Below are 22,596 nucleotides of genomic sequence, written 5' to 3'. Positions count from 1 at the left end.
CAAGGCGCCTCCTCCTGAAAACACCGGCATTCCCGATCCTGGGATCGCCGGTACCGGGTTGCGACGGGTTGCGAAATTCGGCATTGCGATCCTAGGACAGGTTGGCTTCATCGACCACGATGCTGTGGGTCTGGTCTTCCTTGGGCCGCTCGGCCGGCAATTGCGCACCGGTGACGATATAATAGACCGTTTCCGCGATATTGGTCGCGTGATCGCCGATCCGCTCGATATTCTTGGCGCAGAACAGCAGATGCGTGCAGGCCGAGATATTGCGTGGATCTTCCATCATATAGGTCAGGAGCTCGCGGAAGAGCGAGGTGTACAGCGCGTCGATCTCGTCGTCGCGCTCGCGCACGATATTGACCTGCTGGATCGAGCGCGTCGCATAGGCGTCGAGCACGTCCTTCAGCTGCGTCAAGGCGAGTTCGGCGATGGTCTGCAGGCCGCGATAGACGGAGAGCGTCTGCCGCGTTTCCGTCACGGCCACCACGCGCTTGGCAATGTTCTTGCCGAGGTCGCCGATGCGCTCGAGATCGGAGGAAATGCGGATCGTGCCGATGATCTCGCGCAGGTCGATCGCCATGGGCTGGCGCTTGCCGATGATGGTGATCGCCCGCTCGTCGATCTCGCGCTGGCCCGCATCGAGGATGAGGTCGTCCGAGATGACCCTTTGCGCCAGCGCGTTATCGGCATTGACCATGGCCGTGATGGCCTGTTCGACCATGCGCTCGGCATGGCCGCCCATCTCGGCGATCTTGTGGGTGAGGAACTTCAGTTCCTCGTCGTAGGCGCGTACCGTATGCTGGGATTGCAGGTCGGTCATGATTGTTCCTCCACCGCTTAGCCGAAGCGTCCGGTAATGTAGTCCTGTGTGCGCTTTTCGGTCGGATTGGTAAACATCGTCTCGGTATCGCCGACTTCCACCAGATTGCCGAGATGGAACATCGCCGTGCGCTGCGATACGCGGGCGGCCTGCTGCATCGAATGCGTCACGATGACGATCGTATAGTTCTGGCGCAGCTCGTCGATCAGTTCCTCCACCTTGGCGGTGGCGATCGGATCGAGTGCCGAGCAGGGCTCGTCCATCAGGATGACTTCCGGGCTGACGGCGATGGCGCGGGCAATGCACAGGCGCTGCTGCTGGCCGCCGGAAAGACCCGTGCCGGCCTCGTGCAGGCGGTCCTTCACCTCGTCGAAGAGGCTGGCGCGGCGCAGGCTCTTCTCGACGATTTCCTCGAGCTCCTGCTTGCCGCGGGCAAGGCCGTGGATGCGCGGGCCATAGGCGACGTTCTCGAAGATCGACTTCGGAAACGGATTGGGCTTCTGGAACACCATGCCGACGCGGGCGCGGAGTTCGACCACGTCGATCTTCGGATTGTAGATATCCTCGTCGTCCAGCGTGATCTGGCCGCCGACACGGCAACCTTCGATCGTATCGTTCATGCGGTTCAAGCTGCGCAGGAAGGTGGATTTGCCGCAGCCGGAAGGCCCGATCAGCGCCGTCACCATCTTCTCAGGAACATCGAGGCTGACACCGAACAGGGCCTGCTTGTCGCCGTAATGGACGGTGACATCCTTGCCTTGCATCTTGATCGCGTTGAACTGTGCGTTCATTTTTTCATTCACCGCTTTTTCGAGATTTCGTTCCGTCATCAGGTTCATAGGACAAGCCTTTTCGTTTTACCAGCGACGCTCGAAGCGCCGGCGCAAGATGATAGCCGTTATATTCATGACCGCCAGGAACAGCAGCAGGACGATGATCGCGCCGGAGGTGCGCTCGACGAAGGCGCGCTCCGCCTCGTTCGCCCACATATAGATCTGCACCGGCAGCGCGGTTGCCGGATCGAGCGGCGTTACCGGGCTGTTGGCGACGAAGGCCACCATGCCGATCAGCAGCAGCGGCGCCGTTTCGCCCAGCGCATGGGCAAGGCCGATGATCGTGCCGGTGAGGATGCCGGGCGCGGCGAGCGGCAGGACGTGATGGAACACCATCTGCGTCTTCGAGGCGCCGACACCGAGCGCCGCCGAGCGGATGGATGGCGGCACGGCGCGCAAGGCCGCGCGGGTGGCGATGATGATCGTCGGCAGCGTCATCAGCGTCAGCACCAGTCCGCCGACCAGCGAGGCCGAGCGCGGCAGGTTGAAGAAGTTGATGAAGACCGCGAGGCCGAGCAGGCCGAAGACGATGGAGGGCACGGCCGCGAGATTGTTGATATTGACCTCGATAATGTCCGTGAGGCGGCTCTTCTTGGCGTATTCCTCCAGGTAGATCGACGCGGCGACACCGATCGGCAGCGACAGGCCGAGCACGATCAGCATCATGTAGAGCGAACCGACCAGGGCGACGCCGAGGCCCGATGTCTCGGGGCGGCTCGACGCGCCATAGGTGAAGAGCCCGGAATTGAAGCGCTGCGTCATGGCGCCCTCGCCCTTCAGCTGCTCCATCCAGCCGAGCTGCCGGTCGGAGACCTTGCGGCGGCTTTCCTCGACGCTGATGTCGATCTGGCCCTTGAAGGCTGAATCGATGTCCGCGCCGGTCAGGACCCAGATATTCTGCGTCGTGCCGATGAGCGACGGATTGGCGGCAACGAGCTCGCGCAGCTGGCCGCGCACGCCATCCGAGAACAGCTTGCTCATCTCGCGCATGGCCGGGCGGTCCGTCTTGCTGACGCCGAGCTTCTCGGCCAGCGCATTGCGCGCCAGGACCGGATAATTGGCCGTCAAAAGCACCGAGGGATCGGTCGCGCGCTTGTTGTCGGGATCGATGACTTCCGGATCGAAATTGATCGCCAGGTTGACCTCGGTCTGCCAGAACGCCGTGTAGCCGTTCGAAATGACCGAATACAACAGTGCGGCCAGGAAGAAGATGCCGATGGCGATGGCGATGATCCCGTACATCTTGAACCGGCGCTCGGCGGCATAGCGGCGCTTCAGGCCGATATCGCGCCGGGCCGGCCTGGCCGCAACGGCCGGGGCATTGAGTGTCGTATCGGTCATTCGTATTGCTCCCGGTACTTGCGCACGATGTAGAGTGCGAAGATGTTCATGGCCAGGGTAATGAAGAACAGCGACAGGCCAAGCGCGAAGGCGACGAGGGTCTGCGGCGAGTTGAATTCGAGGTCGCCCGTCAGCTGGTTGACGATCTTGACCGTGATCGTGGTCATCGCCTCGAAGGGATTGATGGTGATCCGCGCGGCGACGCCCGCTGCCAGCACCACGATCATCGTTTCACCGATGGCGCGCGAGGCCGTGAGCAGCAGGGCGCCGACAATGCCTGGGAGGGCGGCGGGCAGGACCACCCGCTTGATGGTTTCGGAAGGCGTCGACCCGAGGCCGAGCGAGCCGTCGCGCAGCGAACGCGGCACGGCGGTGATGATGTCGTCCGACAGCGAGGAGACGAAGGGGATGAGCATCACGCCCATGACGATGCCGGCGGTAAGCACGCTCTGCGCCTGGATGAAGGCATAGCCGCCCGCCAGCGCCGCGCTCAAATCGCGCAGGAATGGCCCGACCGTGACGAGGGCGAAGAAGCCGTAGACGATGGTCGGGATGCCCGCCAGCACCTCGAGCAGCGGCTTGACCACCGAGCGCACCTTGGGACTGGCATATTCCGCCATGTAGATGGCCGCGAAAAGCCCGACCGGGACCGCGAAGAGCATGGCGACGAAGGCGATATAGAGCGTACCGGCCAGAAGCGGGATCAGGCCGAACTGGCCCTGCGAGCCGCCGGAGCCGGCATCGGCAAAACGCGGATCCCAGACGGTGCCGAAGAAGAAATTGAGCGGCGATACGGACTGGAAGAATGTGATGGTCTGGAACAGCATCGACAGGATGATGCCGACCGTGGTCAGGATGGCGATGGTCGAGGCTGCGAGCAGGCCCCAGAGCACGATCCGCTCGACATTGTTGCGGGCGCGCGAGCGCACCCCGACGCGCGACAGGCCGAATATCGCGCCGGCAAGCGCCAGTCCAATGGCGATCGTGCCGCCTATGACGCTCAGCCGCGTGGCATTCCTGTTCCATTCGACGGCGATCGGGATCATGAAATCCTGGCCTTCCGTCGCGAGAGCCACGCCCTTGCTGGAAAGAAGCGGCCGCAATTCGGCGAAGGTTTGCGGCAGGCTGGCCTTTTCCTCCTCGCTGAGGCGGGCGAGGCCGCGCGCAATGCCGCTGACCATGCCGATCTCGAGGCTCTGGCTGGCGATCACGCTTTCCGCATTGTGGACGGGAAGTTTCGAAATGGCGTTGCGCTCCAGATAGAGGCTGGATGCGGATGCCCATATGCCGAGGAAGATGATTGCGGGCAGGACGGAAACGAGAAAGACCCACCATCCGTGATAGTGCGGCAGGGAATGCGCCTTGGCGCCCGACTTCTCGTTGTGCACCGCGCGTTGCCGGCCGATGAAATAGCCGACGATGCCTATGGCAACGACAATCACAAATACCAGCAATGTGGACATCAGGGCTTCCTCGATCCGTCCGCCAATTCAGATTTTACAAGACCATGCGGCCACCTCGCGGCGGCCGCATGTTTCGATCATGCTTAGTTCTTGAGCGTTTCGCCGGCAGCGAAGGCGTCGCGCTGAGCCTTGCGTTCCGCTTCCGGGGCAGCGACGAGACCGTATTCGACCAGCGGACCGTCTTCACCGACCATCTGGTCGTCGAGGAAGAAATCCACATATTCCTTCAGGCCGGGGATGACGCCGAGATGTGCCTTCTTGACGTAGAAGAACAGCGGGCGCGAAACCGGGTACTTGCCCGAAGAGATGGTCTCGGTGCTCGGCACGATGCCGTCGACCGTTGCGACCTTCAGCTTGTCGGCATTGTTTTCGTAAAATGCCAGGCCGAATACGCCGACGCCGGTCTTGTTTGCATCGATGCGGGCGAGCGTCTCGGCATAATCGCCGTCGATGTCGATCGCCTTGCCGTCCTTGCGCACGGCGATGCAGGCTGCGGCAGCAGCCTTCTTGTCGAGGCCGAGCGTTGCGATGGTCTCGGATGCCTTGGTGGCTTCGCAGCCGGCAGCGAGGAGCTTTTCCTCGAAGACTTCACGGGTGCCGTGCTTTTCGCCCGGGATATAGGCGGCGATGTCCCAATCCGGCAGCTTCGGATTGACCTGGTTCCACTTGGTGTTCGGATTGTCGACGAGCTTGCCGTCGACGACGACCTTGGCTGCGAGGGCCAGGTATACGTCGCTCGGGCTCAGTGCCCAATCGGGGCCCTTGATGTCCGTGGCGAAGACGATGCCGTCATAACCGATGCGAACTTCCTGAACGTCCTTGACGCCGGCATCGACGCACGACTTCAGCTCGGTATCCTTCATGGCGCGCGAAGCATTGGCGATGTCGATGGTGTTTTCGCCGACGCCCTTGCAGAATTCCTTGATGCCTGCGCCCGAACCGCCGGATTCAACGACCGGGGTCTTGAAGTTCGGGAAGGTCTCGCCGAAAGCCTCGGCAACGATCTTGGCATAGGGAAGAACCGTGGAGGAACCTGCAACCTGGATCTGGTCGCGGGCGGATGCGGCGCCTGTCGAGGCGGCCACCGCAATGGCAAGCAAAGCGGCTTTGGAGAAATATTGGGTCATAGGAGCAGCTCCTGGGGTTGTAAAATCCGTGTGACGACTGCCGTCTATAGGACCAATATAACAGTCATATGACAGTTATTTAACAGTTCTGCGCACGTCGCCGGGATTCCCGTCGCGGACGCCCGTTGCGCCTGTTTGACGGCGGCCGGATTATCGTCTAATGATCAAATCATCAGATGACTTGAGGACTTCGCATGCAATCCGTCAACCGCACCAATCTTGCGGATGCCGCCATCGACAATATCCGCGCCGAGATCGTCTCGCGCCGCTGGAAAGTCGGCGAACGCATCCCCAACGAGACCGAACTCGCCGCCATGCTCGGCGTCAGCCGTGGCCCGGTGCGCGAAGCCGTGCGGGTGCTGGCCGCCAAGGGGCTGCTCGAGACGCGCCAGGGTTCCGGCACCTATGTGAAATCGACGCTGGACGTCGAAGAGGGCATGCTGCGCATGCGCCGCACCAGCCTGCGGGACCAGGTCGAGACCCGGTGCGCGCTGGAAGTCGAGGCAGCGCGGCTTGCAGCGCTGCGCGCCAACCCCGACGCCATCACCGACCTGCGCGTCCTGCTGGCGCGGCGCGGCGAATACGAACCTTCCCGCCGCTCGGTTTATATCCAGCGCGACTTCGCCTTCCACCGCGCGGTCGTGACCGCCTCCGGCAACAGGGCCTTGCTCGAAGTCTACGATTTCTTCTCGGCCTCGATCAGCGACGTCATCCAGGCGACGGTGACGGGCGAACTGCCGGAGCCCGACATGGCGGCGCATGTCGCCATCATCGACGCCATAGCCTCGGGCAAGCCGGACTTCGCGGCGGAGACCGCGCGCAAATTCATGGCGCCCATCATCGCCAAGCTCGACCGGTTGCTGGCATCATGAACCGCCAGATCGCCACCGACCTGTCGGGCGAACAGCTGATCGATGCCGAACTGGACAGCAAGCCCAGTCCGCGCCCGCCGGTTTTCCCGAACCGCGCCATCGCGATCGCCACCGGTCTCAGCCTCGTGCTGATCGCGCTCAACCTGCGACCGCTGTTTTCGAGCGCCTCGGCGCTGCTGCCGGAAATCATCGAGCAGACACGCCTCTCCTCCTTCGGCGCCGGTGTCCTTACCACGCTTCCCGTGGTCTGCCTCGGCGTCTTCGCGCCGCTGGCGCCCAAGCTGGCGCAGCGGATCGGCGCCGAGCGCACCCTGCTGGTCGTGCTTCTGCTGCTGGCGCTCGGCACGGCGCTGCGCGGTTTTTCGTCCCTGCCGCTTCTCTTCGCGGGGACGGCGCTTGCCGGCGCCTGCATCGCCACCGGCAATGTCCTTCTGCCCGGCCTGGTGAAACGGGATTTCCCCTCGCGCATGGGCATGATGACCGGGCTCTATACGATGGCGCTCTGCGCCGGCGCTGCCGGGGCCGCCGGCCTCACCGTGCCCTTGCGCAATCTCGCATCCGGCTCATGGTCGCTGGCGCTCGGCCTCTGGGCGGTCCCTGCCCTTGCGGTCGCCCTGCTCTGGCTGCCGCTTGCCGCCGGACGCAAGGTGCGGGTGAAACGGACCGGCTTCAAGGTGGAAGGCCTCTGGACGGATCGCCTCGCCTGGCAGGTGACGTTGTTCATGGGCTTCCAGTCGTCGCTGGCCTATTGCGTCTTCGGCTGGCTGTCGCCCATTCTTCGCGACCGTGGGCTCGATGCCGTCGCCGCCGGCGGCCTCGCATCGCTGTCTATCATGGCGCAGGTGCTCACCTGCCTCGCCATCCCTTCCATTGCCGTGCGCTGCGCCGACCAGCGCCTTATCGGCGCCGCGCTCGTCGCCTGCGCGACGGTCGGCCTCCTCGGGGTGCTGTTCGCGCCGATTTCCAGCCTCTGGGTCTGGGGCATCGTCCAGGGCATCGGCCAGGGCGGCCTCATCGCGCTGGCCATGACGATCATCGTGCTGCGCTCGCCCGATCCCCATGTCGCCGCCCATCTTTCCGGCATGGCGCAATGTATCGGTTACATGCTTGCCGCCATCGGCCCACTGCTGGTAGGATTGATCCACAGCCTGACGGAGAGTTACGGAGCGACTGCCTTTCTGTTCGTTTTTCTTGGCCTTGCCGCGGCGATCTTCGGGTGGGGCGCGGGCCGCGCCCTCCATGTCGGAGCACGCACGGTGGAACTGGCGGACAGAGACTGACCGGGCCATAGATTGCAGAGGCCCGGAACAAAATGCGCTCCACCGGCATTCCCTTCGTTGGTGAGTATGGGAGCGTATCGTGGCACCAAGGGCAAACTGGAAGGGCTTTCTCAAGGTCGGTGAGCTGACGGCGCCGGTAGCGCTCTACACCGCCGCATCCACCTCGGACCGCATCGCCTTTCACACGCTGAACCGCGAGACGGGCAACCGCGTGCACCGGCAATTCATCGACAGTTCTACCGGCAAGCCGGTCGAGCGCGAAGACCAGACCAAGGGCTACGAGGTTTCCGGCGGCGAGTATATCGTGCTCGAACCTGAAGAAGTGGCCGCAGCCGTGCCCGAAAGCGACAAGACGCTGGCGGTCGATGCCTTCATCCCCAGCGCCGATCTCGACGACGTCTATTTCGACAAGCCCTATTATCTGGCGCCGAGCGACAAGCATGGCGAAGAAGCATTCAACCTCATCCGTGAGGGCCTGAAGGCCAAGAAGGTGATGGCGCTGGCGCAGACGGTCATCTTCCGCCGCGTGCGGACCTTCCTCATCCGCGCCGAGGGTCGTGGCCTGGTGGCGACGACGCTGAACTTCAATTACGAGGTGCGCTCGGCCAGGGAAGCCTTCAGCGACATTCCAGACATGAAGATCAAGGGCGAAATGCTCGATCTTGCCAAGCATATCATCGAAACCAAGCATGGAAGCTTCGATCCTTCCGAATATGAGGACCGCTACGAGGCGGCGCTGGCCGAGCTGGTCAAGGCGAAGATGGAAGGCAAGGCCATCCCGAAGCAGAAGCCGCGCAAATCCGAAAAGGTCGTAGATCTCATGGAAGCCCTGCGGGAAAGCGCCGGCATCGGCAAGAAGACGGCGGCGCCGAAGAAGAAAACCGCGCGCAAGGCCACGGCAGAACCGGCCCGCCGGAAAGCGAGCTGATCCATGCCCGCGCTGGAGACCTATTGGAGGAAGCGCGACTTCAAATCGACCCCGGAGCCGCGCGGCCGCAAGGCACGCAAGGCGGGCAACAGCTTCACCATCCAGAAGCACGACGCCACCCGGCTTCATTACGATCTGCGCCTGGAAATGGACGGCGTGCTGAAAAGCTGGGCCGTGACGAGAGGACCGAGCCTCGTGCCGGGCGAGAAGAGGCTGGCGGTCCATGTCGAGGATCATCCGCTCGACTACGGCGATTTCGAAGGCACGATCCCGAAGGGCGAATATGGCGGCGGCACCGTGCTGCTGTGGGATCGCGGCACGTGGGAGCCCGTCGGCGATCCGCACCGCGGCTACAAGAAGGGCCATCTCGAATTCGAACTGCATGGCGAAAAGCTGGGCGGCCGCTGGCATCTCGTGCGGATACATGGCAGGCCGCGCGAAAAGCGCGAGAACTGGCTGCTGATCAAGGCTGAGGACGAGGTTGCCCGCGCGGCCGACGCCCCCGACATCCTCGAAGAGGAACCGGATTCGGTGAAGACCGGCCGCGATCTGGAGGAAATCTCCAAGGACGCGCCGGGCTGGTCGTCCAGGACCGGCAAGATCGAAAAGAAACCCCGTGCCAGGCAGAAAAATGGGGCAAGGAAAGCGAATGGAACCGGCAATGCCGGCGAGGCGGCCGGCACGACGGAAACCGATGCCATGCCCGATCCGTCATCGCTCAAGGGCGCGAAGAAGAAGCCGTTGCCGGATTTCGTCGAACCGACGCTTGCCTCGCTTTCGCCCAAGCCGCCGGAAGGCGACCGCTGGCTGCACGAGATCAAGTTCGACGGCTACCGCCTCCAGGTCCGGGTGGAGGCAGGCCGGGTGAAGTTCCTCACCCGCAGCGGCCTCGACTGGACCAAGAAGTTCGGCAAGGAGATAGCCGCCGCGTTCCAGGCGCTGCCGATGGGAACCGCCCTGATCGATGGCGAACTGGTGGTGGAAAACGCCGGCGGGGCCTCGGATTTCTCGGCCCTGCAAGGGGATCTGAGCGAGGGCCGCACCGACCGTTTCGTCTTCTACGTCTTCGACATGCTCTATCTCGACGGCTATGACATCACCAATGCGCCGCTGATCGAGCGCAAGCGGCTGCTGGAACAGCTCGTCGGCGCCGGCGCCGAGCCGATCCGCTATAGCGGCCACTTCGAAGCAAGCGGCGCCACCGTCCTCAGCCATGCCTGCCGCCTCAGCCTCGAGGGCATCGTCTCGAAGCTGCGCGACGCGCCCTATCGCTCCGGCCGCAGCAAGAGCTGGATCAAGTCGAAATGCTCGTCGCGGCAGGAATTCGTCATTGCCGGCTATGTGCCCTCCACGACCTCGCGCAAGGCCATCGGATCGCTGGTCATGGGCGTCTACAATGGCGGGAAGCTGGAGCATGTCGGCAGGGTCGGCACCGGCTACAGCGCCAGCGTCGCCGAGGATCTGTTCAGGCGGCTGGAGCGCATCCGCATCCCGTCCAGCCCCTTCGCCGAAAAGCTCGGCGCCGACGCCGCGCGGCAGGTGCGCTACACCAGGCCGGAGCTTGTGGCGGATGTGGAGTTCCGCGCCTGGACAGCCGACAACAATCTGCGCCATGCGGCGTTTCGCGGCCTGCGCGAGGACAAGGAGCCGACGGAAGTGGTGCGCGAGACGACGGCGGCCACTGCCAAGGCCGAACCCAGAGAGGAGAAGCCCGCCGTGAAGCTCACTCATCCCGATCGGATCTACTGGCCGGACGAAGGCGTGACCAAGCAGGGGCTGGCGGATTACTACACCGAGGTCTGGGATTGCATGGCGCCCTTCGTTACCGGACGGCCGCTGGCGCTGCTGCGCGGTCCGGAAGGCATCACCGGGCAGAGCTTCTTCCAGAAACATGCGTGGAAGGGGCTCAACGAGAACATCGTGCTGGTCAAGGACGCAACGGACGAGGAGAGCGAGGAGCCGCTCATCAGCATCAACGATCTCGATGGGCTGCTGGGGCTCGTCCAGTCGGCCGTGCTCGAGATCCATCCCTGGGGATCGACCGTGGCCGATTGGGAACATCCGGATACGATCATCATGGATCTCGACCCGGGCGATGGCGTCGAATGGCAAGACGTCATCGAGGCCGCGCAGGAGACGCGCCAGAGGCTGGAACAGGCGGGCCTCAACGCCTTCCTCAAGACCTCCGGCGGCAAGGGGCTGCATGTGGTGGCGCCGCTCAAGCCCAAGGCCGACTGGCCGCAGGTGAAGGAATTCACCAAGGCGATCGCCGATTCCATGGCGGCGGATACACCGGACAAATATGTCTCGACGATCACCAAATCGAAGCGCAAGGGCAAGATCCTCATCGACTATCTGCGCAACCAGCGCGGCGCAACGGCGGTGGCGCCCTACTCCACCCGCGCCCGTCCCGGCGCCGCCGTTTCCATGCCTCTCGACTGGGAGGAACTGACGCCGGGGATCGGGCCGGCCTATTTCACCGTGCTCAACACGCCGACGCGCCTCGCGGCGCTGTCGAAGAATCCGTGGGCGGATTTCAGGAAGGCCGAGGCGCCGCTGGCGCGCAAGACGCCATCAAAGCGGCGATAGCGAGGCTCCCATATGCGGCCTAGCCCTTCTTGCCCTTGCCTTCCCTGGCGAGGCTCTTGCGCAGCGCGTCCATGATATTGATGACATTGCTCGGCTCTTCCGCCCCGGCCGCCGGCTTCGGCTTGGCAGCGCGCTTGCCCTTTTTCTTGGCCGCGATGATATCGAGCAGCCGGTCCTGCACCGGATCCTCGATCATCTTCGGTTCCCATGATTTCGTCCGTTCGTCGATCAGTTTCTTGACCATCGTCATCAATTCGCCATCGGGCTTGCTGTCGCCGATCTTCTCGAAATAGGCTTCCTGGTCGCGCACCTCGTCGCCATAGCGCAGGGTCCAGAGCACGATGCCCTTGTCCCGCGGCTCGAGCATCACCGCGCGCTCGCGCCGATACATGACCAGCCGCGAAATGCCGACCCGGTCCGTGGCTGCCATCGCATCGCGTATGACGGAAAAGGCTTCCTCGCCCACCGGATCGTCCGGCACGAGATAATGCGGCTTGTCGTACCAGATCCAGCCGATACTGTCGCGCGGCACGAACATCTCTATGTCGATGGTGCGGGTGCTTTCGAGCGCCACGGCATCGATCTCGTCATCCTCGAGGACGATATATTCGTCCTCGCCGCGCTGATAGCCCTTGACCTCCTCGTCCTCGTCGACCGGCTTGCCGCTGACGGCATCGACATATTGGCTGACGACGCGATTGCCGGTCTTGCGGTTCAGCGTATGGAACTTGACCTTCTCATTGTCGGTCGTCGCCGGCGACATCGCCACCGGGCACGTTACGAGCGACAGTTTCAGATACCCCTTCCAGAATGAACGCGGCGCCATGGGCGTACCTTTCCGATCCAGTGCCGACAACGGACAGCCGGCATATTTGGTTCCACGGCGGGAACCGGTGTCGTGCGTCCGGCATTTCAAGGGGCCGGCACAGGAACAGTAAAACGCAGTTCGACCACCCCCATCATGCAGCAACTATCGGTTACAATCCAGGCGATCCGCAAAGGCGGACCGCCGCGCCAGAACCTGGCCGCGACCCTTCCTGCAAATTCCCGCCGCGGCTTCGCGATGATGCGGTGCGGTAAGTCCGCGACCATGCAGGCGAATCATTTTCGGTTTGATGTGGCAGGAAAAATGCGCTTAGCTTCATCATCATTGCCGAGCGCGGACCCGACGATCGCAGCGTCTGTCACCCCTCGCGCTTGCGCCACAAAAATGGAGGCGTGTAATGGCATTACTTGACAAGGATCGACGAATATTCGCTTCGAGCGATTGGGAAATCATGCAGGCGGCCCATGAACGGGCGTCGCGCATGCTCGACCGTTGTCCCAAGACTCATCCAAGGTGCAACGAGCTGGCCCGTACCATATTGACGCTGTTCGACAGCGGCATCCGGGACGAGGAGGAACTGGCGGCCATGGCCGCCAACCGCGAGCTCGGCGTACTCGCGGCGCGTGGACATTTCCACAAGCCGTTCCTGGCCCGCACCGCGGCCTCGGGGCTCACCTCCGATACCCGGCATTAGCACCCTGGCGAGACAGGCATTGCCCGGCGCAACCGGGCAATGCGGAGTACGGTAATATGAGGTCTCAGCGGCTGAGGACGAGCGTTGCCGCGCTCTGTTCGGCCAGCAACCGGTCGCCGATTGCCGCGGCGGCCGCCGGATAGGCAATGGCATAGCCCTGCAGCGTATCGCAGCCGAGGCGGCGCAGCAGCCGTGCATGTTCGGGCGTCTCGACGCCCTCTGCAATGACGCCGATGCCCAATGCCTTCGCAATGTCGACGATCGAGCGGACGAGGATGCGCTGCTCGCGCGATGTGGTGATCGGCATTACCAGCCGGCGATCGATCTTGAGCCGCTTCGGCTTCAGCTTCAAAAGGCCGATGATGGAGGCATGGCCCGAGCCGAAATCGTCGATCTCGATATCGACATCCATCCGCTCGAGCGTGGCGATGTTCATCAGCACGTCGTCGTCGATCTCGTCGAGGAACACCGATTCCAGCAATTCGAAGGAGATGGAGTGCGGCTCGATCCGAAGATGGCGCAACTGCTCGGAAAGACCGGGATCGGACAGCCGCGACGCGGATGTGTTGACGGCGATGCGAGGCACCGAAAGGCCGCACCCCTGCCATGTCCTGCGATCCTTGAGCACATGTTCGAGAATGACGGTGTCGAGTTCGGCCATGAGACCAAGCGTCGCCATGACCTTGAGGAAAGCTTCCGGGTCAAGCAAACCGCGCGTCGGGTGCTGCCAGCGCGCGAGGGCTTCCATGCCGACGATCTGCTGGGAACGGGCATCCACCTGCACCTGGTAATGCGGAATGAACTCGCCGCGTTTCAGGCCGAGTTTCACGTGTTCGGCGATGCGCCGGTCCCGCGAAAGCTCGACCTTGTGATGCGGCGCGAAGAATTCGACGCGGTTGCGGCCCCGCTTCTTGGCGCGGTAGAGCGCAAGATCGGACTCGGCCAGGAGATTTTCCGACCGGCCGTCATCGGTCCAGGCGACGCCGATCGAAACACCGGTCTGCAGCAGGACCTCGCCATAGGTCACGCCCTGCTTGAGCAGCCGAACGATATGCTGCGCCACCATTTCAAGTTCGGCCAGCGAGCCGAAATCCGGCAGGACGACGACGAACTCGTCCCCGCCCATGCGCGCGACGAAGCCGCTGGACGGCACCACCGACGCAACCATCAGCGCCGCCGATTTCAACACGAAATCGCCCGCCGCATGGCCGGCCGTATCATTGACCTGCTTGAAATAGTCGAGATCGACATGCAGCACCGCCAGGCGCTCGACATCGGCCTTGACCAGTTCGCGCAGGCGCTTGTCGAAATAGCGGCGATTGGGCAGGCCGGTCAGGTAGTCGTGCTCCGCCGCATAGGCGATCTGCGCCGTGCTTGCCTCCAGCGCGATCGAGCGCGCCTCGGCGATTGCCGTCTGGTTCTGCAACTCACGATTGAGCTGCACATCCGCGCTCACGTCCCATTCCGCGCCGATATAGGTCGTCGCCGCACCGTCTTCGTAGCGATAGGCGCGCGAGCGCATGTAGTGAATGCTGCCATCCGGCCAGACGATGCGGTAATCCGAGGAATAGTCGCCATGATTGCGCGCCGCCCGGTTGAAATCCTCGAGAGCCCGCGCCCGGTCGTCCGGGTGGATGGAATTCAGCCACAGCGCCGAATTTACCTTCTGTACGGAGAGGCCGGTGGCGTAGAGCCGGTGCATCTGCACGTCCCAATGCAGCTCTTCCGTATCGACATTGTGCTCCCATACGCCGATCTGCGAGGCATCGAGCGCAAGCTCCAGCCGCCGCAGAATGGCTTGAAATTCCCGTTCCGATCTGACCATCGTTCTGTTTTGGCTTCTTATACCTGCTCCCCTGCGAGCTTATCCTGAATGTATTCGTTTAAGAAACCATTGTTTTTCAAGGCGCAGTTGCATTTTCGTCCGGGCGCCGGGCCACTTACCGAGACCTGCGGATTTGGCTATAGATCGGGTTGGCGCCTGCGCCATGTCAAGGATCCAACCAGCGAGCCGCCCATGCCGACACTCTATTCGATCAAGCCCGCCTTCCAGAACCTGTTGCGTCCGCTCGTGAGCCACTTGGTGAAGGCCGGCATGACCGCCAACCAGGTGACGCTCGGCGCGGCGGCGCTGTCGGTGGCGGGCGGCATCGCCATGGCGGTCTTTGCCGCCAATCCCGGCATCTTCTGGATCGTGCCGGTCATCCTCTTCGTCCGCATGGCGCTCAATGCCATCGATGGCATGATGGCGCGCGAGTTCGGCCAGGCCTCGAAGCTCGGCGCCTATCTCAACGAGATCGGCGATGTGGTTTCCGATGTGGCGCTGATCCTGCCCTTCGCGCTCGTCGCGCCTTTCGGGGCTGCCGGCGTGGTCGCCTTCGCCATCGCCGCGCTGCTCGTCGAATATGCCGGCGTGCTCGGGACGATGGTCGGCGCCGGGCGCATCTATGACGGTCCGTTCGGCAAGAGCGACCGCGCGCTGGCGCTGGGCGTGCTGGCGGTCCTCATCGCCCTGCAACTCGTCCCGCGCTGGTTCGAGTGGCTGTTTCCGGTGCTCGCCCTCGTCTCGCTCTATACGATGGTCAACCGCATCCGCGCCGGCCTCGCCCGCGCCGGCTGAGCGGCGACCCGCATCCATCGAAACGGCATCTTGCTTTTGCCTCGCCGATTGTTCTATCTGCCAATCGGCCGGCACCCGACAACGACCGGCATTGGGGGGAAATTCACGTGAAAGCGGCGATCCAGCGGCTTGCGGCGATGGGACTGGCGGGCCTGGCGCGCGCCATAACCGGCGTGCGTCCGATATGGCAGGGCTGCGCGCCATCCGGCCGGCAGCGCATCTATTTCGCCAATCACAGCAGCCATGGCGATTTCATCCTGCTCTCGTCCAGCCTGCCGCCCTCCGAGCGCAGCCGCACGCGCGCCGTGGCGGGAGCCGATTACTGGCGCCGGAACAAGGTCCGCCATGTGCTGGCGCGGGACATTCTCAACACCGTGCTGGTGGAGCGCAACTGGGTGGAGCGGTCCGAGGACCCCATGGTCATCATGCTCGGCGCGCTCGAGCAAGGCAGCTCGCTGATCTTCTTTCCCGAAGGAACGCGCAACATGACCGAGGAGCCGCTGCTGCGCTTTCGCTCCGGGCTCTACAATCTTGCCGTCGCCCGCCCGGATGTCGAACTCGTGCCCTGCTGGATCGAGAACATGTCGCGGGTCCTGCCGAAGGGCGCGCTGCTGCCCGTACCGCTGCTCTGCCGCGTGATCTTCGGGGCGCCGGTCGTCCTCGAAGAGGGCGAGGACCGGCATGTTTTCCTCGACCGCGCGCGGGAGGCTCTCCTCGATCTTTCGCCGGAACGGCAGAAGGCGCTGGCCCATGGCTGAAACGATCTGGCTTTTCCTCGGGCTCCTCGGCGTCCTCACCCTCGCAAGCGCCATCGCCACGCTGCTCAGCTGGAAGAGCCGGCGCACCAGCGATGTCCTCCCCTCGACATTGGTCAATCTCAACGCCCGCATAAAGGCGTGGTGGATCATGATCGCGGCGATTTCCATCGCCTTCCTCTTCGGCAAGGGCGGGGTGATCTTCCTCTTCGCCTTCGTTTCCTTCGCCGCCCTGCGCGAATATGTGACGCTGACCCATACGCGGCGCGGCGACCACCGCATCCTGATCGGCATGTTCCTGGTGGTCATCCCGGTGCAGTACTACCTGCTCTGGATCGAATGGTACGGGCTCTATTCGATCTTCGTGCCAGTCTACTGCTTCCTCGCCATGCCGGCCCTGACCGCGATTTCCGGCGATACGGAGCGCTTTCTCGAACGCGTCAGCGAGCAGCAATGGGGGATCATGCTTTCCGTCTACTGCATCAGCCACGTGCCGGCACTGCTGACGCTCGCCATTCCCGGCTTCGAGGGCAAGGGCCTGCTGCTCATCGCATTCCTCATCGTGACGGTTCAGGGCAGCGACGTGCTGCAATATGTCTTCGGCAAGCTCTTCGGCAAGCGCAAGGTGGCGCCCAAAATATCGCCCTCCAAGACGTGGGAGGGCCTGATCGGCGGCATTGTCAGCGCCTCGCTGCTCGGTGCGGCGCTGGCCTGGCTGACGCCATTCGCACCGGCCGAGGCAGGCCTGATGGCGGCGCTGGCAGCGATCATGGGCTTCTTCGGCGGGCTCGTCGCCTCCGCCATCAAGCGCGACCGAGGCGTGAAGGACTGGGGCCACATGATCGAAGGCCATGGCGGCATGCTGGACCGCGCCGACAGTCTCATATTCGCCGCCCCGATATTCTTCCACATCGTCCGTTATTTCTGGACCTAGTGACCCTATGTTTCTAGTGTGCTGGAATTGAAATACGCCTCACTATGGCGGCAGGGGCCGGAGCGTATTTCAATTCCGAAACCCACACTAGAGAAGGCCCGCCTTCGCCAGATCGCGCATCAACTGGCTCGCGCCATAGGTCCAGGGCGCACATTCCGTCGAGAGCCGCACCCGGTTGGCCAGCGTGCCGAGCGTCGGCGTCGAAATGGAAACGACGTCGTTCATCTTGTGGGTGAAGCCCATGCCCGGGCCATCGCGATCCTTCACCGGCGCAAACATCGTGCCGAGATAGAGCACCAGCCCGTCCGGATACTGGTGATGCCGGCCGATCGTCGCCTCGACCAGCGATTCCGGCGTGCGCGAAATCTTCGCCATGTTGGAGTGACCTTCGAGGACAAAGCCGTCCGTACCTTCGACGCGCATGCTCAGCTCGGCGGATTTCACCGTTTCCAGGGTGAACGAGGCATCGAATAGCCGGATGAACGGCCCGACCGCGCCGGAAGCATTATTGTCCTTGGCCTTGCCGAGGAGAAGCGCCGAACGGCCTTCCACATCGCGCAGGTTCACGTCATTGCCGAGCGTCGCGCCGATGATCTCGCCCCTGCTGGTCACCACGAGCACGATTTCCGGCTCCGGATTGTTCCAGCTCGATACGGGATGCAGGCCGACATCGGCGCCATAGCCGACCGTCGACATGGGCTGGCCCTTGGTGAAGATCTCCGCATCGGGGCCGATGCCGACCTCGAGATACTGGCTCCAGACGCCGCGTGCGAGCAGTGCCTCCTTGACCTGCATGGCCGAGGGCGAGCCCGGAACGATCTGCGAAAGATCGGCGCCGATCAGTTCGAGCACCTCGCTGCGCAGAAGATCGGCCTTGGCCTTGTCGCCCTTGGCCTGTTCCTCGATAACGCGCTCCAGCAGCGAAGCGACGAAAGTGACGCCGGATGCCTTGACGGCCTGGAGATCGATCGGCGAGAGCAGGCTGGGCGCGGCCTCGTCGTGTTCCTCCTGCCAGCTGTTGGCGATGAGGGCGTCGATCTTTCCGACGGGCGTACCCGCAGCGCCGGCGACATAGGCGGCCGGATTGTCCAGTTCGCCGATATCCCGCACCGTCGGCGCCGCCTTGGCGGTAATGTCGAAGACTTCGCCGTTTCGCACCGTGACGACACGCGGATGATCATGGCCGGGCACCCTGGCCCTGCCGAGAAGAACAGCATTATCCGGAACGATTACATCAGGCATGGCGAAGCTTTCTGAATTGACTTGTGTTGCGTGAAGTGGGTGTGAGTTGCACTGCTTTATGCGGCAGGCCGCCCCCGCGATCAAGGCTGAAACCACTCCTGACATGGGGATGGCAGCATTGCACGCCGCGCCGCTTGCCAAAGGGCCGCACCGGCCCCACCATGGCCGCCACGCTCGCAAAGGACATCCATGACATCCGCATCCCGCGCCCTCGGCCTCGTTCTCGTCGCGCTTTCGGCGCTGGCCTGGAGCCTCGCGGGCCTCTTTACCCGCGTCATCCCGCTCGACAGCTGGACGATCCTTGCCTGGCGCGGCATTTTCGCGGCGCTCGGCCTGGCGCTGGTCGTCGCCATCATGGAGCGCGGCCGTACATTCCGGGTGTTCCTCGACATGGGCGCGGCGGGATGGTCTTTCGTCGCCGTCTCCGGCCTCGGCACGCTATTCTTCATCACCTCGCTGAAGGAAACCACCGTCGCGCATGTCGCCGTCGTCTACGCGACCATTCCCTTCGTCGCGGCGCTGCTCGCATGGCTGGCGCTGGGCGAACGGCCGCGGCGCAGCGCGATCATCGCCAGCGCCACCGCGCTCATCGGCATCGTCATCATGATCGGCATCAACAATGAGGGCACCATCCATGGCGATCTCCTCGCCTTCGGCATGACGCTGTGCATGGCGGTGCTGATGGTCATCGTCCGCCGCTCGCCCGACATCGCCATCATGCCGGCGGCCTGCATATCGGCGCTTGCGAGCGCGCTGGTCTGCTGGCCGATCGCCGCCGCCCCGCTCTCCGTCGCGGGCCCGGACCTGTTGATGCTGGCGCTGTTCGGACTGCTCGTCTCGGCCGTCGGGCTCGCCTTCTTCACCCTCGGCGCACGGCTGCTGCCGCCGGTCGAAACCGCGCTGCTCGGCTCGCTCGATGCGCCGCTCGCACCCTTGTGGATATGGCTCTTCTTCTCGGAAATGCCGGGCGGCAGCACTATCGCCGGCGGCACCGTGGTGTTTGCGGCCGTTCTCGCCTATGTGGCGGCGGAGGCGGCGCGGGCCGATCCGGTACTGGCGCAGCGACAGGAACCATCCACCGAATAGCGCTACTCCAGGTTGACGTTCTGGCTCCCACGGGTCAATTTGCGCTGGCCTGTCGATACGGCACGAACCCTAGCAGCAACGGTCGAATGTTCAGCACCAGATCCAGTTTCGCCCGCTCCACCCTCATCATGATTTCGATCGGCGGACTGATCCTGCTCGGGATCGTCGGCTCGACCATCTGGCTCGTACAGCAGAGCCGTCACTATTTCGACGAAGTCGTCTCGGCGCGCGCCATTCGCAGCGGCTCGACCGACCTGTTGTCGACGCTGCAGGACGCCGAAACCGGCCAGCGCGGCTATCTTCTTTCCCAGGAGGACAATTTCCTCGAGCCCTACAAATCGGCGCTGGAAAGTCTTTCCGCGCGGCGCGATACGCTCAGGCGCAGCGTGACGGGCAGGCAAAGCTATGAGAAGGACTTTCCCCGGCTCGACCAGCTGATCACGCAAAGGCTGGACGATCTCAATCATACCGTCGATCTCGCCATGGAAGGCAAGGCCGCGGAGGCCATTGCCATTACCCGCCGCGGCGCCGGCGAGCAAACCATGTCCGGCATCCGCGAGATCCTCAACAATTACATGGTGGCCTCGGAGATCGATCTGCAGGCCGCCCTCGACGAACAGTCGGAGGCGCTGGCCACATTGCAGCGCGCCACGATCATCGGCGCCGGCGCGATCGTGCTGGTGCTGGCCGGCGCCCTTTCCGTCATCTACCAGCACATCCGCGATCTCTCCCGCGCGCGGAGCGAGGTCGAGACCCTGAATGCCAGCCTCGAGGAGCGGGTGAACGAGCGCACGGAAGACCTCATCCGCGCCAACCAGGAGATCCAGCGTTTCGCCTATATCGTCACGCATGACCTGCGGGCGCCGCTCGTCAACATCATGGGTTTCACCAGCGAACTCGAAACGTCGCTCAATGCCATCCAGCCCTATGTCCTTTCCGAAGGCGAAATCCTCTCCGAGGACGAGATAAAGCTTGCCCGCGTCGCGGCGGAGGAGGACCTGCCGGAAGCCATCACCTTCATCCGCTCTTCGACCAAGAAGATGGACGGCCTGATCAACGCCATCCTCAAGATCTCGCGCGATGGCCGCCGCCAGTTGAAGCCCGAGCCTATCGACCTCAGGGAATTGCTCGAGACGAGCGCGGCGAGCATCCAGCATCAGGTCGCCGACCTCGACGGCAGCATCGAGATCGGCGGCAGGATGCCCAAGATCACCACCGACAAATTGTCTCTGGAGCAGATTTTCGGCAATCTCTTCGACAATGCGGTGAAATATGCCAGCCCCGACCGGCCGCTGCACATCGAAGTGCATGCCAGGCCGCAAGGGCCGAGGTTCATCCGTGTCGAAGTCAGCGACAATGGCCGGGGCATCGCGGAGGAGGATCTGGAGCGGATTTTCGAGCTCTTCCGCCGTTCGGGCCAGCAGGACAAACCGGGCGAAGGCATCGGGCTAGCCCATGTCCGCTCCCTGACCCGCAACCTCGGCGGCGACATCACGGTCCAATCCGAGATTGGAAAAGGTTCCACCTTTGTGCTACGGCTTCCCTCGGATTTGACGAAAGTCGCAGGAGTATGATGGCGTGAAAGGCACCGGCAAAGAAGTTACCATTGTCATGGTGGAGGATGACGAAGGTCACGCGCGCCTGATCGAGAAGAATGTGCGCCGCGCCGGCGTCAACAACGAGATCATTCCGTTCACGGACGGCAATTCCGCGCTCGATTTCGTCCTCGGCAAGGATAGAACCGGCGAGACTTCGAAGAACAGCTATCTGCTGATCCTGCTCGACCTCAACCTGCCGGACATGTCGGGCATCGACATCCTCGCCAAGATCAAGTCCAACCCGCACACGAAGCGACTTCCCGTCGTCATCCTCACCACGACGGATGACGAGGGCGAGATACAGCGGTGCTACGATCTCGGCGCCAATGTCTATATTACCAAGCCCGTGGAATATGACAGTTTCGCCAATGCCATCCGGCAATTGGGGCTGTTCTTTTCCGTCATGCAGATTCCTTGACAGGTAGGATCGTGCCAGGCCGCATTCTTTATGTCGATGATGATCCGGCATTCGTCCGCCTGGCGCAGAAGGCGCTCGGCCGCGCCGGCTATGAAGTCGTCCACGCCGCAACGACCGCCTCCGGCCTCGAAATCCTGGGCGGCGAGCAGGTCGACGTCATTGTCCTCGACCACTACTTGCAGAACACCACCGGCACTCAATTTCTCGGTGTGCTGCGCGAACATGGCATCACCGTCCCCGTCGTCTATGTCACCGGATCGAGCGAGGCGAAGATCGCCATTGACGCCCTGAAGGCAGGCGCTGCCGACTACGTCATAAAGACCGTCGGCGACGAATTCATGCCGCTGCTCGAAAGCGCCATCGCCCAGGCCATCGCCACCGCCGAGCTGCACCGCGACCGCGAGCGCGCCGACATGGAGATCCTGCGCGGCAAGGAACGGGCCGAAGTGCTGCTCGCCGAGGTCAATCACCGCGTCGGCAACAGCCTCGCCCTGGTGGCGGCGCTCATCCGCCTGCAGATCTCGAACAGCGAAGACGAAGCCGTGAAACATGCGCTGACGGAGGCGCAGGCGCGCATCACCGCCATCGGCGGCATGCATCGCAGCCTCTACAGTTCCGACGATGTGCGGCAGGTCGAGATGGACAAATACCTGACCAGCCTGATTTCGGAACTGCGCAGTTCGCTCGAACATGCCTCGCAGCGGCTGGAGATAAAGCAGGACGTCGAGGATATCCGCCTCTCCTCCGACCAGGCCGTCTCCATCGGCATGATCGTCACCGAACTCGTCACCAATGCGTTCAAATATGCCTATCCCGAGGGATCGAAGGGCACGATCCGCGTCTCGTTCCTCAAGAAGGGCGATGGCAAGGCCACGCTTTCGGTCGAGGATGACGGCATCGGCTGGTCCGAGGGCACCCAGCCCAAGGGCACTGGTCTCGGCACGCGGATCGTCAAGGCGATGGCGTCGAGCCTTGGCAGCAGCATCGAATATGTGACGCGGGACCGCGGCACGCGGGCCGAACTGACCATCGAGGCGAAAGCCTGAGGATTGCTGCTCACAGCCCACGCTTGGCCTATTCACGGCCCGTTCATTGGCCCGGTCAATGGCCCGTTCAATAGCATTGCATCACGCTGATCCATGGGGTAACTCTGTCGCCATCACAAGG

At 63.3% G+C, this 22,596-nt stretch carries 20 protein-coding genes; 12 read left to right on the top strand and 8 right to left on the bottom strand.

Going from position 1 to position 22,596, the window contains the following annotated elements; all coding sequences use genetic code 11:
• Positions 1-91: 91 nt before the first annotated feature.
• The 5 genes from phoU to M8997_RS10530 all read right to left on the bottom strand — a co-directional run bounded on the left by phoU (position 92) and on the right by M8997_RS10530 (position 5,587).
• Complete coding sequence (phoU, locus tag M8997_RS10550; protein WP_250020173.1) at positions 92-814, bottom strand: phosphate signaling complex protein PhoU; 723 nt, start codon at positions 812-814, stop codon at positions 92-94.
• A 26-nt stretch (positions 815-840) separates the two neighbouring features.
• Positions 841-1,614, bottom strand: a complete 774-nt coding sequence (pstB, locus tag M8997_RS10545) for a phosphate ABC transporter ATP-binding protein PstB (RefSeq protein WP_250020158.1) — start codon at positions 1,612-1,614, stop codon at positions 841-843.
• Between the two features lie 66 nt (positions 1,615-1,680).
• The gene (pstA, locus tag M8997_RS10540; protein ID WP_250020157.1) at positions 1,681-2,997 is read right to left on the bottom strand and encodes a phosphate ABC transporter permease PstA; all 1,317 of its coding nucleotides are present in this window, start codon (positions 2,995-2,997) and stop codon (positions 1,681-1,683) included.
• Complete coding sequence (pstC, locus tag M8997_RS10535; protein WP_250020156.1) at positions 2,994-4,460, bottom strand: phosphate ABC transporter permease subunit PstC; 1,467 nt, start codon at positions 4,458-4,460, stop codon at positions 2,994-2,996. Before pstC ends, pstA begins: the two co-directional genes overlap by 4 nt.
• 83 nt (positions 4,461-4,543) lie before the next feature.
• Positions 4,544-5,587: a substrate-binding domain-containing protein gene (locus M8997_RS10530; RefSeq protein ID WP_250020155.1), complete on the bottom strand. Its 1,044-nt coding sequence runs from the start codon at positions 5,585-5,587 to the stop codon at positions 4,544-4,546.
• A 194-nt stretch (positions 5,588-5,781) separates the two neighbouring features.
• On the opposite strand from M8997_RS10530, the gene M8997_RS10525 reads away from it, so the two are divergent.
• From M8997_RS10525 to ligD, 4 genes are all read left to right on the top strand, one after another.
• Positions 5,782-6,459 carry a FadR/GntR family transcriptional regulator gene (locus tag M8997_RS10525; RefSeq protein ID WP_250020154.1) on the top strand — a complete coding sequence of 226 codons (678 nt, stop codon included), beginning with the start codon at positions 5,782-5,784 and terminating at the stop codon, positions 6,457-6,459.
• Complete coding sequence (locus tag M8997_RS10520; protein ID WP_250020153.1) at positions 6,456-7,739, top strand: MFS transporter; 1,284 nt, start codon at positions 6,456-6,458, stop codon at positions 7,737-7,739. Before M8997_RS10525 ends, M8997_RS10520 begins: the two co-directional genes overlap by 4 nt.
• Before the next feature lie 79 nt (positions 7,740-7,818).
• A complete protein-coding gene (locus tag M8997_RS10515; RefSeq protein WP_250020152.1) occupies positions 7,819-8,667 on the top strand; it encodes a Ku protein in 849 nt (282 codons plus the stop codon).
• A 3-nt stretch (positions 8,668-8,670) separates the two neighbouring features.
• Positions 8,671-11,256, top strand: coding sequence for a DNA ligase D (ligD, locus tag M8997_RS10510; protein WP_250020151.1), 2,586 nt, complete (start codon positions 8,671-8,673; stop codon positions 11,254-11,256).
• Between the two features lie 19 nt (positions 11,257-11,275).
• On the opposite strand, the gene M8997_RS10505 is transcribed toward ligD, so the two are convergent.
• Entirely contained in the window at positions 11,276-12,082 is an 807-nt protein-coding gene (locus M8997_RS10505) for a Ku protein (RefSeq protein ID WP_250020150.1), read from the bottom strand.
• A 397-nt stretch (positions 12,083-12,479) separates the two neighbouring features.
• Here M8997_RS10505 and M8997_RS10500 point away from each other — a divergent pair, with 397 nt between their 5' ends.
• Positions 12,480-12,776: a hypothetical protein gene (locus tag M8997_RS10500; RefSeq protein ID WP_250020149.1), complete on the top strand. Its 297-nt coding sequence runs from the start codon at positions 12,480-12,482 to the stop codon at positions 12,774-12,776.
• Positions 12,777-12,840: 64 nt separating this feature from the next.
• On the opposite strand, the gene M8997_RS10495 is transcribed toward M8997_RS10500, so the two are convergent.
• The gene (locus M8997_RS10495) at positions 12,841-14,601 is read right to left on the bottom strand and encodes a bifunctional diguanylate cyclase/phosphodiesterase (protein ID WP_250020148.1); all 1,761 of its coding nucleotides are present in this window, start codon (positions 14,599-14,601) and stop codon (positions 12,841-12,843) included.
• Between the two features lie 192 nt (positions 14,602-14,793).
• Between M8997_RS10495 and M8997_RS10490 the strand changes: the two genes are divergently transcribed.
• The 3 genes from M8997_RS10490 (at position 14,794) to M8997_RS10480 (ending at position 17,085) form a co-directional block, all read left to right on the top strand.
• Positions 14,794-15,396: a CDP-alcohol phosphatidyltransferase family protein gene (locus tag M8997_RS10490; RefSeq protein WP_250020147.1), complete on the top strand. Its 603-nt coding sequence runs from the start codon at positions 14,794-14,796 to the stop codon at positions 15,394-15,396.
• A gap of 137 nt (positions 15,397-15,533) precedes the next feature.
• Positions 15,534-16,154, top strand: a complete 621-nt coding sequence (locus M8997_RS10485) for a lysophospholipid acyltransferase family protein (protein WP_250020172.1) — start codon at positions 15,534-15,536, stop codon at positions 16,152-16,154.
• On the top strand, positions 16,147-17,085 hold the full coding sequence (locus M8997_RS10480; protein ID WP_250020146.1) for a phosphatidate cytidylyltransferase: 939 nt from the start codon (positions 16,147-16,149) through the stop codon (positions 17,083-17,085). The genes M8997_RS10485 and M8997_RS10480 overlap by 8 nt, the downstream gene beginning before the upstream one ends.
• A gap of 87 nt (positions 17,086-17,172) precedes the next feature.
• On the opposite strand, the gene M8997_RS10475 is transcribed toward M8997_RS10480, so the two are convergent.
• On the bottom strand, positions 17,173-18,327 hold the full coding sequence (locus M8997_RS10475) for a fumarylacetoacetate hydrolase family protein (protein ID WP_250020145.1): 1,155 nt from the start codon (positions 18,325-18,327) through the stop codon (positions 17,173-17,175).
• A gap of 189 nt (positions 18,328-18,516) precedes the next feature.
• Between M8997_RS10475 and M8997_RS10470 the strand changes: the two genes are divergently transcribed.
• From M8997_RS10470 to M8997_RS10455, 4 genes are all read left to right on the top strand, one after another.
• The gene (locus M8997_RS10470; RefSeq protein WP_250020144.1) at positions 18,517-19,413 is read left to right on the top strand and encodes a DMT family transporter; all 897 of its coding nucleotides are present in this window, start codon (positions 18,517-18,519) and stop codon (positions 19,411-19,413) included.
• 86 nt (positions 19,414-19,499) lie between these two features.
• Positions 19,500-20,987, top strand: a complete 1,488-nt coding sequence (locus tag M8997_RS10465) for an ATP-binding protein (RefSeq protein WP_250020143.1) — start codon at positions 19,500-19,502, stop codon at positions 20,985-20,987.
• A gap of 4 nt (positions 20,988-20,991) precedes the next feature.
• The gene (locus M8997_RS10460; RefSeq protein ID WP_323748422.1) at positions 20,992-21,429 is read left to right on the top strand and encodes a response regulator; all 438 of its coding nucleotides are present in this window, start codon (positions 20,992-20,994) and stop codon (positions 21,427-21,429) included.
• An 11-nt stretch (positions 21,430-21,440) separates the two neighbouring features.
• Entirely contained in the window at positions 21,441-22,475 is a 1,035-nt protein-coding gene (locus M8997_RS10455; RefSeq protein WP_250020142.1) for a histidine kinase dimerization/phosphoacceptor domain -containing protein, read from the top strand.
• The last annotated feature ends 121 nt before the right edge of the window (positions 22,476-22,596 follow it).

This window comes from Phyllobacterium sp. 21LDTY02-6 (genome assembly GCF_023554255.2).
GTDB lineage: Bacteria > Pseudomonadota > Alphaproteobacteria > Rhizobiales > Rhizobiaceae > Phyllobacterium.
This window is presented reverse-complemented; position numbering and strand designations above follow the sequence as displayed.

Excerpts from the sequence above, each read along its gene's own strand:
- pstB (WP_250020158.1), bottom strand. The coding sequence starts at position 1,614 with ATGAACGCACAGTTCAACGCGATCAAGATGCAAGGCAAGGATGTCACC.
- pstA (WP_250020157.1), bottom strand. The coding sequence starts at position 2,997 with ATGACCGATACGACACTCAATGCCCCGGCCGTTGCGGCCAGGCCGGCC.
- pstC (WP_250020156.1), bottom strand. The coding sequence starts at position 4,460 with ATGTCCACATTGCTGGTATTTGTGATTGTCGTTGCCATAGGCATCGTC.
- M8997_RS10530 (WP_250020155.1), bottom strand. The coding sequence starts at position 5,587 with ATGACCCAATATTTCTCCAAAGCCGCTTTGCTTGCCATTGCGGTGGCC.
- M8997_RS10525 (WP_250020154.1), top strand. The coding sequence starts at position 5,782 with ATGCAATCCGTCAACCGCACCAATCTTGCGGATGCCGCCATCGACAAT.
- M8997_RS10520 (WP_250020153.1), top strand. The coding sequence starts at position 6,456 with ATGAACCGCCAGATCGCCACCGACCTGTCGGGCGAACAGCTGATCGAT.
- ligD (WP_250020151.1), top strand. The coding sequence starts at position 8,671 with ATGCCCGCGCTGGAGACCTATTGGAGGAAGCGCGACTTCAAATCGACC.
- M8997_RS10505 (WP_250020150.1), bottom strand. The coding sequence starts at position 12,082 with ATGGCGCCGCGTTCATTCTGGAAGGGGTATCTGAAACTGTCGCTCGTA.
- M8997_RS10500 (WP_250020149.1), top strand. The coding sequence starts at position 12,480 with ATGGCATTACTTGACAAGGATCGACGAATATTCGCTTCGAGCGATTGG.
- M8997_RS10495 (WP_250020148.1), bottom strand. The coding sequence starts at position 14,601 with ATGGTCAGATCGGAACGGGAATTTCAAGCCATTCTGCGGCGGCTGGAG.
- M8997_RS10490 (WP_250020147.1), top strand. The coding sequence starts at position 14,794 with ATGCCGACACTCTATTCGATCAAGCCCGCCTTCCAGAACCTGTTGCGT.
- M8997_RS10485 (WP_250020172.1), top strand. The coding sequence starts at position 15,534 with ATGGGACTGGCGGGCCTGGCGCGCGCCATAACCGGCGTGCGTCCGATA.
- M8997_RS10480 (WP_250020146.1), top strand. The coding sequence starts at position 16,147 with ATGGCTGAAACGATCTGGCTTTTCCTCGGGCTCCTCGGCGTCCTCACC.
- M8997_RS10475 (WP_250020145.1), bottom strand. The coding sequence starts at position 18,327 with ATGCCTGATGTAATCGTTCCGGATAATGCTGTTCTTCTCGGCAGGGCC.
- M8997_RS10470 (WP_250020144.1), top strand. The coding sequence starts at position 18,517 with ATGACATCCGCATCCCGCGCCCTCGGCCTCGTTCTCGTCGCGCTTTCG.
- M8997_RS10465 (WP_250020143.1), top strand. The coding sequence starts at position 19,500 with ATGTTCAGCACCAGATCCAGTTTCGCCCGCTCCACCCTCATCATGATT.